Source organism: Planctomyces sp. SH-PL62 (assembly GCF_001610895.1).
In the GTDB taxonomy this organism is placed as follows: Bacteria; Planctomycetota; Planctomycetia; order Isosphaerales; family Isosphaeraceae; genus Paludisphaera.
In genome coordinates, this window is the sequence record NZ_CP011273.1 from 6,356,281 (window position 1) to 6,368,304 (window position 12,024).

Here is a 12,024-nt window from a genome sequence, read left to right on the forward strand (position 1 = left end):
CCCGGTCGGCGCGCGTGCGGCCTGGCGAGCAGGCCGTGTCCGACGGGTTCCCCGCGGGCCTCGCAGGCCTTAGAATCGCGGGACCCGCGAGCCCGCGACCGCCTCGGGGAGACGACCGCAACGACAGCGAGGTTGGCATGAATCCGATCCGACGGCGACCCCATCCGTCCACCTTGTTCCTCTGGTGCCTCATGACGACGCTCCCCGCCGCGGCCTCGGACGCGCCCGCCCCCGCCCCCGCGTCCGCCACCGAGCCGATCCGTTATTCCGTGCGGTTCCCCGCCCCCCAGACCCATTACGTCGAGGTCGAGGCCCGCATCCCCGCCGCCGGCAAGGCCGACGTCGAGCTGATGATGCCGGTCTGGACCCCGGGTTCGTACCTGGTCCGGGAATACGCCCGGGGGATCGAGGGCTTCGCCGCCCGCAAGCCCGACGGCTCGGCCCTGGAGGCCGTCAAGAGCCGGAAGAACCGCTGGAAGATCACGACCGGCGGGGCCGACGAGGTCGTGGTGGCGTATCGGGTCTACGGCCGGACGATGGCCGTGCAGGCGAACTGGATCGACTCCGCCTTCGCCATGCTCCAGGGCGCGGCGACGTTCGTCACCCTCGCCGACGGCGTCGCCCGGCCCCACGAGGTCGTCGTCGATCCGGCGCCGGGCTGGAAGCAGAGCGTGACGGCCCTCCCCGCCGCGCCGGGGGGCAAGCCCCACCACTACGTCGCCGCCGACTTCGACGCGCTGGTCGACAGCCCGATCTACGCGGGCAATCCGGCGCTCTACGAATTCACCGTCGACGGCGTCCCCCACGTCCTCCTGAACGAGGGCGAGGGGGGCCTGTGGGACGGCCCGCGATCGGCCCGCGACGTCGAGGCGATCGTCCGCGCCGAGAAGGCGTTCTGGGGCTCGCTCCCCTACGACCGCTACGTCTTCTTCAACATCCTGGGCGAGTCCGGCGGCGGCCTGGAGCACAAGAACTCGACCGTCCTGATGGCCAGCCGATGGGCCACCCGGACCCGTTCCGCCTACCTCGCCTGGCTGAACCTCGTGGCCCACGAGTTCTTCCACACCTGGAACGTCAAGCGGATGCGGCCGGTGGAACTGGGCCCGTTCGACTACGAGAACGAGGTCCACACGCCGAGCCTCTGGGTCGCCGAGGGGACCACCAGCTATTACGACCGCCTGATGGTCCGCCGGGCCGGGCTCTGCAGCCTCGCCGAATACCTGGCGGGCGACCCCCCCTCGGCCGGGGAAGACCGGACGATCAACGACGTCGAACGGCTCCAGACCACGCCCGGACGCCTCGTGCAGTCGCTGGAGGAGTCGTCCTACGACACCTGGATCAAGTTCTACCGCCGCGACGAGAACACCCCCAACACCCAGGTCAGCTACTACGTGAAAGGCGCCGTCGTCGCCTTCCTGCTCGACGCCGAGATCCGCCGCGCCACCAACGACGCCAAGAGCCTCGACGACGCGATGCGGCTGGCCTACTCGCGGTACTCCGGCGACAAGGGCTTCACCTCCGAGGAGTTCCAGAAGACGGCCGCCGAGGTCGCCGGGACCGACCTGTCCGAGTTCTTCCATCGCGCCCTGCGGACCACCGACGAACTCGACTACGCCCGGGCCTGCGACTGGTTCGGCCTCCGCTTCGCCAAGGACAGGCCCGAGAAGAAATCCGACGCCGACAAGGAGAACGAGAAAGACAAGGACAAGCCCGCCAAGGCCTGGCTGGGCCTGACCACCAAGACCGAGGACGGCCGCCTGATCGTCGCCCACGTCCGCCGCGAGACCCCCGGCTTCGACGCCGGCTTCAACGTCGGCGACGAGATCCTCGGCGTCGGCGACGACCGCATCCCCCCCTCGCAATGGTCCAAGCGGCTCGAAGCCTTCCGGCCCGGCGACAAGCTCTCCATCCTCATCGCCCGCCGCGACCGCTTCCAGCGCCTCGACGTCGTCCTCGGCCAGGAGCCCCCCCGCGTCTGGACGATGGAACTGATCCCCGACCCGACCGACGCCCAGAAAGCCCACCGCAAAACCTGGCTCGGCGAGTAACCCCAGCCCCCTCCGGTCGAAGCAGCCGGCCGAAGGCCGGATGAGGGGGACCATCATCAGAGTCGCAAGAGCCGCCGCCGGGGCCTAGAATGGTGGCGGCCCGGGACCTTGGGTCCGTCGCGCGAGACGGCGGGGTCGGGGCGGCTTTTGCGGCGGCGATGATGGCCTCGTCCAACCTCCAGATCCTTCGATGTCCTCCCGACGACCGGGCCGAGGCGCTCGACGTGTTGTATCAGGGCCTGGAAGGCTGGGCCCGCTCCGCGCTGGTCGCGCAGGCGATGGAGGACGGGCTGGCGGGGCGCGTCGACCTGTCGGGGCTCTGGATCGCGAGGCGGGGGGGCTGGACCGGGTCGGGCCGGATCGTCGGCGTGCTGCTGTCGCAGACGCTGCCGGGGCGAGCGGCGGCGGTCTGGGCGCCCCGGATCGCGACGGCCTGGGGGCGGGCCGAGATAGCCGCCGAACTCGTCCGGGGGGCGCTCGACGGCCTTCGGGAGTCGGGCGTGGCCGTCGCGCAGGCGGTCCTCGACGGGTCGGGCGACTCGAAGGGTGGGCGCGACCTGGCCCGGGGGGGGATGCCCCGGATCACCGACCTCGTCTATCTGCGACGTGACGCGGCGACCCCCGCGCCGGTCGCGCTTCGGCCTTCGCCCGAACTGGAATGGCGGGGGCTGGACGACGTGGGCGAGGCCGCGTTCCTGGACGCGCTGGCGGCCACCTACGCCGGCAGCCTGGACATGCCCGAGCTGGAGGGCGCGCGGCCGATGGAGGACGTGGTGGCGGGGCATCGCGGGGCGGAAGGCTTCGATCCCACGCGCTGGCGGCTGGGCCGCGACGCCGACGACCCCGAAGCCCGCGCCGTGGTTTTGCTGGCCGACGCGCCCGACCGGGACGCGTGGGAGGTCGTCTATCTCGGCCTGACGCCCCGGGCGCGGGGGCGAGGCTTCGGCGTGCAGGCCGTGACGCACGCGCTGGCGCTGGCCCGGCCGCACGCCTTGGCGGTCGAGCTGGCGGTCGACGTGCGGAACCACCCCGCGGCCCGGCTCTATCGCGAGACCGGCTTCGTCCCGTTCGACCGGCGGGCGGTGCACCTCGCGGTCCTGTCGAGGGTCAACGGCGGCCCAGCGGCTCGCCTTCCTTGAGGTAGAGGACCACCTCGGCGATCCTTGCGGCGTGGTCGGCGATCCGCTCCAGATTGCGGGCGGTGCTGACGAACCGGAGCCAGGCGTCGACCCGCCCCGGGTCGTCGACGATGTCGCGCTTCAGGCCGGCGACCACCTTGCGATAGACCCGGTCGACGGCGTAATCGGCGTGGATGACCTCGCGGGCGAGGTTGACGTCGGCGCGGGTCAGCGCGTCGAGGCCGCGGCGGACCTGATCCAGGGCGGCCGTCGCGAGGTTCTCCAGGGGCTGGGGGATCGGGAACGCGCGGGGGTCGTCGGCGAGCTTGCCCACCCGCTTGGCGATGTGCCGGGCCAGGTCGCCCAGACGTTCGAGGTCGCCGTTGATCCTGAGCACGGCGGCCACCCGCCGAAGGTCGGAGGCCACGGGCTGGTGCAAGGCCAGGACGCGCACGCACTCGCGCTCCAGCGTCACCTCCCACTGCTCGACGTCGGGCTTGCGCAGGCGGATCTCTTCCGCCAGGGCGACCTCGCCGTCGCAGAGCGCCTGGATGCTCCGCTCCAGGTCTTCCTCGACGATCGCCGCCAGGCGGAGCACGTCGGCCCAGAGCGTCTCCAGGTCGCGCAGGAAGTGCCGCCCGACCGAGGTCCTCGGCTCGTCCCAGGATGTCGGAGACGGCGAAACGGCCGTCTTCGGATTCTCTCGCATCGCCCTCGCCCTCGCCGAAACCGCTCGCCCGACTCGACCCCCGATTGAAGGTTACGGGATCACCGCCGTGGGAACAACCGTCGATCTGAAACCTGAATCAAGAATTCACATTTGAGATCGGGGGCCACGGAACCGGGGGCGGCTGGGGGATCGGGGAGGGGGCTCCTTCGCGTCGATTCCCTCTCGGCGGAGCGGGACGGCCGGTGGCGTTCGGTCTCGTTTCGCGCTTCGAAACGGGAAGGGCCCCGGGGCTCGTCGAGCGCCCGGGGCCCTGGTTCGATGCGGTTCGATCCGTCGGCTCAGTACTTCATGCCCTTGAGCGCCGGGCCGGTGCCGTGGAGGGGGAGATAGTACATGTCGGTCGGGATCTTGTCGCCGGGACGCCAGTAGCCGAGGTCGTACTGGGCCTCCCACGGGGGATCCATGACCACGGCGTAGGGCAAGGTGAGGATCTGGAAGGCGAACTGGCCGATCGAGGCGAACGGCTGGGCGATCTGGTTCCGCTGGGTGCTCTGCTTGTGGTTGTCGACCGGGTAGGAGAGGAACCGGCCCATGGGCCCGATGTAGTTCTCGACGCTATGGCCGTAGCGTTCCAGCATGGGGTCCTGGAAGTAGAGCGGCAGGTGGCAGGTCGCGGCGGCGGCCCAGTACTTGCGCTGGGGGCTCCAGGCCCGGGCGCCGAGCGGGACCCAATCCTCGGGGACGGGCACCGCGCCGATGGGCCGGGCCTCGGCCGGGCTGGGGGCGCGGCTGATGTCGATCTGGGTCTGGGCCCGGTTGTCCGAATAGGTCCCGGCCGGTGCGTCGGGCTCGGTCGTGATCGTGGGGTCCGTCGCCATCGGCTCCTGCACGGCGCGGCGGGCGTCCCGACCGCGAGCCTCTTCCTCCTGCCTCCTGGCGAGTTCCTCGACCCGCTGTTCCAGGTCGGGCGTGAGGATCGACGCGGGCGCCCCCCGACTGGGGACGAAGCCCGAGCCGGACGGCGCGGTCGGGGCCGGCGTGAACTCGGGCGCCATCACGGGAGCGGGCGCGGGTTCCGGCGCCGGAGCCGGCGTGGGCGACAGCGGTTCCGAGTCCTCGGACGGCAGGGTCGGCAGGCTTTCGGCCGCTTCGGGCAGGCTATCCTGGATTTCGGCTTCCGCTTCGACCGGGGCCGAGGCCGGGGCCGGGGCGGTTTCGGCCAGAGGAGCGGGTTCGGGCGCGGCGACCGGCGCGGGTTCGGTCATGGCTTCGGGGACGGCCCGGCCGACGGCCTGGTCTTCCTCCGGGAGCAGCGGCAGGTCGTCGTCGGCCTGGACGTCGGCCGGCTCATCGTCGGCCTGGGCGTCGGCCGACGTCGCCGCCGGCGTCGCGGTCGCGGTCGGGGATTCGACCATCTCGCCGAGGTCGGCCGGGAGGGCGGGGAGGTCCAGGGCCGGGTCGTCGAGCTGCATCGGCGCGACCTGGGACGGCGCGGCGTCCAGGCTGGGCGCGAGCGGCTCTTCCGCGACGGGGGCGGGGGCCGGGGCCGCGGCCTCGGCGTCGGGCTCGGCGAAGACCGTGGTTCCGCTTCGGGGCGCCGGGGCGACCGGGACGGCCACGGCGGCGGGCTCGGGCTCCTGGGGCGCCAGATCGTCGGGGTGTTCCAGCTCGATCGGCGCCGGGGCCGGGGCCGGTGCCGGTGCCGGTGCCGGTGCCGGGGCGGCGGCCCTGGGGCTGGCGGACCGGGTGACGGCCGGGTCGAGGGCCGAAGGGGCGTCGAGGGTCGGGAACGGCGCGGTCAGGTCGGCCTGGGCCTCCTCGGCGGCGTTGCGTTCCTCGGGCGCGGCGACCGGAGCGGGCGCGGCGGCGAGGGCCGGGGCCGGGGCTTGCGTGGCGGCGGGCTCGATCCGGGTGACGGGGGGCGCCGTCGGCATGGCGTCCAGGCTGGGCGGCTCGTCGACCGTCGCCGTCGCCGGTGCGGGGGCCGATCGGAGGGCCGAGGGGCCTTCGGGGATCTCGGGGAGCGACGCGGGGGCCGAGGCGACTCGCGACGGGGCCCGTCCGGCCGGGGAGGGCGCGGGGGCCTCGGCGCCGGCGAGCTGGATCGGCTCGGCGCGGTCGTCTCCCTCGCGGGAGGCGGCGGGGCGGGCCTTGGTCCGCGAGTCGGCGACGGCCGGCTCGGCGGCGGCGGCCGGGGCGAAGCCTCCGGAGCGGAGCGAGCGACGGCTCAGGGCGTAGGGCCGCTCCGAGCCGATGGCCTCGCGGGTGCCGCGCTGGGCGCGGTCCAGGGCCTGCTTGAGCTTGGTCCGCTCGGGCTCGTTCAGCTCGGCCTGGCGCTTCTCCGCCTCGCGGAGATACTTCAGCGCCCGTTCGAACTCCTGGTACTCGATGTAGTCCAGGCCGTTGCGGAGGAGGTGTCGGGCGCCCCGCGCGGCGGCCATGCCGAAGCCGGCGTCGGAGTCCCCGGCCGTGCCGGAGCCCGGGCCGGGCGCGTTCCCCGTCGGCGGCAGGGACTGCTGGGCCGAGACCGTCGTGGCCGAGAGGACGGCCCCGAGGATCGTCGTGGTCAATGCCGAGGTAGTGCGACGCAAGCCACGCCTCCTTGCTTTCCTGGAACGCGCGACGCCTCCGGACGGAGGATCTCCCCCCCGCCCCCGACGCGCCGGCTCGTCAACGGACCCGGCGACGACGACGCGAGGATCGCGCCAATCTGGGCCGGGTCGGAAACCGTCGATGCTGCTTCCCACGATTCCGTTCGCGGGGCTCCCGCCCGCTCCCGATCCCGATCGGGAGGCCGGGGGGACTTCCTCGACTTCGACTACGACTTCTGAGACCGAGACCACGATGGGTCGTGAGACTTCAAACGGACGCGGATCGCGTCCGGCTTCCCGAGGTTCGGGTCGGCTTTCCCTGGGAGGCGCCGGCCCGTCCTCGGGTTTTGGATTCAGACCGAGGGCCGGCCCCCTTCGGATTCGCCGGTGTAGGTCGAATAATTGGGGGCTTCCTGGGTGATGGCGATGTCGTGGGGGTGGCCTTCCTGGACCGAGGCCGCGGTCACCTGGATGAATCGGCTGCGGGTCCGCAGGTCGTCGATCGTCCGGGTCCCGCAGTATCCCATCCCGGCCCGCAGGCCCCCCACCAGCTGGAACACGTATTCGGCGAGGGGGCCCTTGTAGGGGACCCGCCCCTCGACGCCCTCGGGGACGAGCTTCTGGGACGCGGTGCCCTTGCCGTCGACCGGCCAGGCGGCCTCCTGGCGATAGCGCTCATGCGAGCCCTTGGCCATGGCGCCCAGCGAGCCCATGCCGCGATAGGCCTTGAAGCTCCGACCCCGGTAGATGATCATCTCGCCCGGGCTCTCGGCCAGGCCGGCGAACAGGCCGCCGATCATGACGCAATGGGCGCCGGCCGCGATCGCCTTGGTGATGTCTCCCGAGTAGCGGATCCCGCCGTCGGCGATGACCGGCGTCCCGCTGCCGATGGCCTTGGCCGCCGCGGCGATCGCCGTCATCTGGGGGACTCCCACCCCGGAGACCACCCGCGTGGTGCAGATCGAGCCCGGCCCGATCCCCACCTTCACCGCGTCGGCCCCGGCGTCGGCCAGGGCCTTGGCACCCTCGGCGGTGGCGACGTTCCCGGCCACGACCTGGATCTCGAACTCGCGCTTGATCCTCCGCACGGTCTCGACCACGTTCTTGCTGTGCCCGTGGGCCGAGTCCACCGTCAAAACGTCGACGTCCGCCTCCAGGAGCGAGGCGATCCGCTCATAGTCGTGGACCCCGACCGCCGCCCCGACCCGCAGCCGCCCGCGAGAATCCTTGCAGGCGTTGGGATACCGGTGCAACTTGTCGATGTCCTTGATCGTGATGAGGCCCTTCAGTCGATAGTCATCGTCAACCAGCAGAAGTTTCTCGACCTTATTCTTCATCAAAATCCGGTCGGCTTCTTCCAGGCTGGTGTCGGCCGGGGCCGTGACCAGGTTCTCCCGCGTCATGACCTCCTCGATCCGGAGCTCGCTCGACTCCAGGAATCGCAGGTCGCGGCGGGTGAGGATCCCCTTGAGCCGGCCGCCGACGGTGATCGGCACGCCCGAGATGTTGTGCCCGCTCATGATCTGGCGGGCCTCCCCCACCGTGGCGTCGGGCGGCAGCGTGATCGGGTCGACGATGATCCCGTTCTCGGACCGCTTCACCTTGTCGACCTCGCGGGTCTGCTCCTCGATCGACATGTTCTTGTGGATGACCCCCAGGCCCCCCTCCTGGGCCAGCGCGATCGCCAGCTCGGCCTCGGTCACCGTGTCCATCGGGGACGACAGGATCGGGATGTTCAGCGCGATCGAGGAGGTCAACTGGGTCCGGACTTCGACCTCGCGAGGGAGGTGATCGGAGTATCCCGGTTCGAGCAAAACGTCGTCGAAGGTGATGCCTTGATAGGCGATGCGGTCGTGCATCGGGAAAAGCTCCGGCTTCAAGCCCGACCCGCAGGCCGAACGGCGCCACACGATGTGGCGCGATCTTCAACGATCGACGATTTCAAGACGGACAAGACGTGATTTCTGGTCGGGCCCGGGGTCGTCGATCGAGGTCGGGGGATCTGGTGCCTTTCCTTCGACATTAAACCCGCAGCCGTCGGAATCGACAAGACCAACCGCCTCGACGACCGCCGCTCTCGGTCGCGGGACGCCCGAAATCGCGCCCGTTCGTTCCCAATCCCGGCGGGGCCGGGGCCGATTTTGGTTTTTGTGCTCCGGCCTCCGCTGTACTACGCTCTGAGGGAGAGTCGCGTTGATCGAGGTCGAATCGGGAGCCGTCGCATGAATCGTCGAACAGGGATCATGGTGGGGCTGGCGCTGGCGTCGCTCGCGGCCGGGGGACCGGCCGAGGCGCAGATGATGTATCCCGGCGGATACGGCGGCTACGGCATGAGCGCCTGGGGGGCGGACCCCGGCGCGGGCTTCATGGCGGGCCTGGGGGCCTATTCGCGCGGCCGGGGCGTGTACGCGGTCGAGAAGGCCCAGGCCGACGCCCTCAACCTCCAGACCATGATCAAGTGGAACCAGGCCCTCCGGGTGCGGCAGGCCCAGCTCCGCGCGGACAAGGCGAAGGCCGACGCTCGGCGCGACGCCGAACGCCAGGAGCGAGTGGACGTGGGCGAGGAGCGCGACGGCACCACGCTCAACACGCTGCTGCTGGCGATCCTCGACTCCGACCCCGGCGCGGCCCACGCCGGCCGCACGGCCACCCCCCTGAGCGCCGCGGCGATCCGCGAGATCCCGTTCGAATGGGACAGCGAGGCCGTCACCCTCTGCCTGGACCAGATGACCGGCGAGGGCTCGCTCCCCGGCCTGCTGGCGGGCTCCGAGTACCAGGCCGATCGCGACGCCCTGCGCAAGGCGGTGACGGCGGCCCTGGCGGAAGACGTGAAGGGCCCGGTCTCGGCGGAGACGCTCCAGCGGGTGCGCGACGCCGTGGCCGGCTTCCGCGCGAGCTTCCAGAAGCACGCGGCCGACTTCGAGCCGGGCTACCTCGACGCGAAGAACTTCCTCACCACCCTCGACGGCCTCTCCCGGCTGCTGGACGACCCCAGCATGAAGGCCCTGCTCAAGGAACTCGACGCCGGCGGGGAGCGGACCGTGGGCGACCTGATCGCCTTCATGAACGCCTTCAACCTGCGGTTCGGCCCGGCGACCACGGAACGCCAGGCGGAGATCTACTCGCGGCTGATCCCGGCCCTCGCCGCCGTCCGCGACGCGGCCGTCGCCGCTCGCACCGTCGCCCCGGCCCCCGCCGACCCCAGCGGCGCGGCCCTCCGCGCGGCGGCCACCGACGCCTTTAAGGGGATGAGCTGGAAGGAGCTCGACGCCCACGCCCAAAGCCGCTGACGGTCGCGGCCGTCGCGGGCTGGAGCGGCTCGGCGCCGGGGCCACGCTCGGAAGTTCGGGCGCCTCACGGGATCGCGGCCCAGAAGAAGCAGAAGACCGCCGCGATCCCGATCAGCCACGCCAGGCCGCGGACGTTCGTCAGGTTGGACCGGCCCCCGGTCGCCGCGGCGACGGCCCCGCTCATGCCGAGGAAGGACCCCAGCAGGCCCCCCTTCACGACGATCCAGACCGCGTCGAGGTCGGTCGCGCCGCGAAGGGCCGCCCAGGCTGCGCCGAGGGCCACTCCGACGAGCAATCCGGCGATGGGGATGAATGCGGCCCGCGCCGCCCCCGCGTTGAGCCACCGTGCGAGCTGTTCCATGTCGGGCTCCTCGCGTCCGTCCGGTCAGGGCGATCCGTCGCGGGGTTTCGAGGCGTAGTCGGTGAGCGTGCGGGGGGCGGCGGCGGCCCGCAGGGCGTTGAGCACGGCGACGACGTCGATGACCTCCTGGGTGATGGCCCCGGCGGTCGGCGGCAGCCAGCCGGCCGCCGCGACGCCCATGCCGATCAGGCTCAGCGCCATGCCGCCGACGGCGCTTTGCAGCGCGATGGTCCGCATCCGGCGGCCGATGTGCAGCAGCTCGTCGACCCGCTCCAGCGAGCTTTCCAGGATCACGGCGCCGGCGGCCTCGGCGGTCACATCGCTGGCCTGGCCGAAGGCGATCCCCACCGTCGCGGCGGTCAGGGCCGGGGCGTCGTTGATCCCGTCGCCCAGGAACACGGTGTCGGCCTTCGCGGTCTCCTGGCGGACCAGGGCCAGCTTCTGTTCCGGGCTCTGGCCGGCGTAAACCTCGTCGATCCCCACCTTCTCGGCCAGGTAGCGGACCTCGCTCTCGCGGTCGCCCGAGACCATCAGGACGCGGTCGAAGCCGTGCCGGGGGCCCAGGTGCTTGATGAACGACCGGCCCTCCGCGCGGGGCTCGTCGCGGAATCGGAAGGTCGCCGCGTAGCGGCCGTCGACGAGCGCGACGCACTCCAGGCCCCCCGCCTGCGGCGGCATCCCCGCGGCCGACTCCGGCGCCTCCGCGGCGAGCTTCTTCCGGCTGGTCACCCGGATCGTCCGGCCGCCGACCTGGCCGCGCAGCCCTTCGCCCGGCCGCTCGCTCACCGCCTCGGCCTCCTGGTGGGGCAGCCCCGCCACGTCCGCGGCCTCGATCATCGCCGAGGCCAGCGGGTGCCGGGAATAGCGCTCCAGGCTCGCCACCGCCGCCAGGGCCTCGTCGCCGGTGAAGCCCGGCGCGGGGTGGATCTCGGTCAGCTTCGGCTGTCCGTAGGTGAGCGTCCCCGTCTTGTCGAAGATGGCGACCCGGCAGGTCCCCACCTTCTCCAGCACCGCCGGGTCCTTGATGATGATCCCCCGACGCGCCGCCAGCGACACCGCGCCGATGATCGCCGTCGGGATCGCGATCAGCAGCGGGCACGGGGTCGCCACCACCAGCACGGCCAGGAACCGCGTGGCGTCGCCGCTGAGCGCCCAGGCCGCCAGCGCGATCGCCATGGCCAGCGGCGTGTAGATCGCGCCCAACTGGTCCCCCAGCCGCCGCAGTTGCGGCCGACGCTGCTCCGACTCCCGCATGACCTCCATGATCTTGGCGTACCGCGAATCGACGGCCGATTTCTCCGCCCGGATCGTCAACGCCCCATCGCCGTTGACCGCCCCGGAGAGCACTTCCGACCCGGCGGCCTTGGGGAGCAGGTAGGGCTCGCCCGTCAGGTACGCCTCGTTCATCGTGCTCCGGCCTTCGAGCACCACGCCGTCGACCGGGCAGGTCTCGTGCGGGAAGACGACCAGGGCGTCCCCCACCGCCACCTCGGCCAGCGGTACGTCGACCATGGCCCCGTCCACCTTGCGATGCGCCAGCGACGGCATCCGCTTCGCCAGCGCCTCCAACGCGTACGACGCCCGGCGCACCGCGTAAGCCTCCAGCGCCTGCCCGCCGGAAAGCATCAGCACCACCAGCGTCCCGGCGAGGTATTCCCCCAGGATCACCGACGTGACGATGGAGATCCCCGCAAGCAGGTCGGAGCTGAAATCCCAGCGCACCAGGCGGTTCGCCAGGCCGAGCACCAGCGGCGAGCCGCACGCCAGCGCGATCCACAGCGGCACGTCCTGCGCCGACGCGCCGAACACCGTCCCGCCCCCCCCGAAGCCGAACCGGAGGACCAGATGGATCGCGATCGCCGCGACGGCGATCGCCGCGATCACCATCTCCAACGATCGCAGGGACGCGAGGAATTCCGAGGTCGTTCGCTTCATGGGTTCCCGCC

At 72.0% G+C, this 12,024-nt stretch carries 8 protein-coding genes; 3 read left to right on the top strand and 5 right to left on the bottom strand.

Going from position 1 to position 12,024, the window contains the following annotated elements:
- The first annotated feature begins 137 nt into the window (after window positions 1–137).
- Together VT85_RS24780 and VT85_RS24785 are read left to right on the top strand one after the other, a co-directional pair.
- On the top strand, window positions 138–2,048 hold the full coding sequence (locus tag VT85_RS24780; protein ID WP_082858883.1) for a M61 family metallopeptidase: 1,911 nt from the start codon (window positions 138–140) through the stop codon (window positions 2,046–2,048).
- Between the two features lie 161 nt (window positions 2,049–2,209).
- Window positions 2,210–3,187 (top strand): GNAT family N-acetyltransferase, encoded by a 978-nt coding sequence (locus tag VT85_RS24785; RefSeq protein WP_156513088.1) that lies wholly within the window; start codon window positions 2,210–2,212, stop codon window positions 3,185–3,187.
- Here the strand turns inward: VT85_RS24785 and phoU are convergent.
- The 3 genes from phoU to guaB form a co-directional block, all read right to left on the bottom strand.
- Entirely contained in the window at window positions 3,156–3,875 is a 720-nt protein-coding gene (gene phoU, locus VT85_RS24790) for a phosphate signaling complex protein PhoU (protein ID WP_068420901.1), read from the bottom strand. The genes VT85_RS24785 and phoU overlap by 32 nt on opposite strands.
- 299 nt (window positions 3,876–4,174) lie before the next feature.
- Window positions 4,175–6,427: a hypothetical protein gene (locus VT85_RS24795; RefSeq protein ID WP_156513089.1), complete on the bottom strand. Its 2,253-nt coding sequence runs from the start codon at window positions 6,425–6,427 to the stop codon at window positions 4,175–4,177.
- Window positions 6,428–6,780: 353 nt separating this feature from the next.
- The gene (gene guaB / locus VT85_RS24800) at window positions 6,781–8,286 is read right to left on the bottom strand and encodes an IMP dehydrogenase (RefSeq protein ID WP_068422627.1); all 1,506 of its coding nucleotides are present in this window, start codon (window positions 8,284–8,286) and stop codon (window positions 6,781–6,783) included.
- Window positions 8,287–8,649: 363 nt separating this feature from the next.
- On the opposite strand from guaB, the gene VT85_RS24805 reads away from it, so the two are divergent.
- Complete coding sequence (locus VT85_RS24805; protein ID WP_156513090.1) at window positions 8,650–9,717, top strand: hypothetical protein; 1,068 nt, start codon at window positions 8,650–8,652, stop codon at window positions 9,715–9,717.
- A gap of 64 nt (window positions 9,718–9,781) precedes the next feature.
- On the opposite strand, the gene VT85_RS24810 is transcribed toward VT85_RS24805, so the two are convergent.
- A complete protein-coding gene (locus VT85_RS24810; protein WP_068420908.1) occupies window positions 9,782–10,078 on the bottom strand; it encodes a hypothetical protein in 297 nt (98 codons plus the stop codon).
- A gap of 24 nt (window positions 10,079–10,102) precedes the next feature.
- Entirely contained in the window at window positions 10,103–12,013 is a 1,911-nt protein-coding gene (locus tag VT85_RS24815; protein WP_197490995.1) for a heavy metal translocating P-type ATPase, read from the bottom strand.
- Window positions 12,014–12,024: the final 11 nt, after the last annotated feature.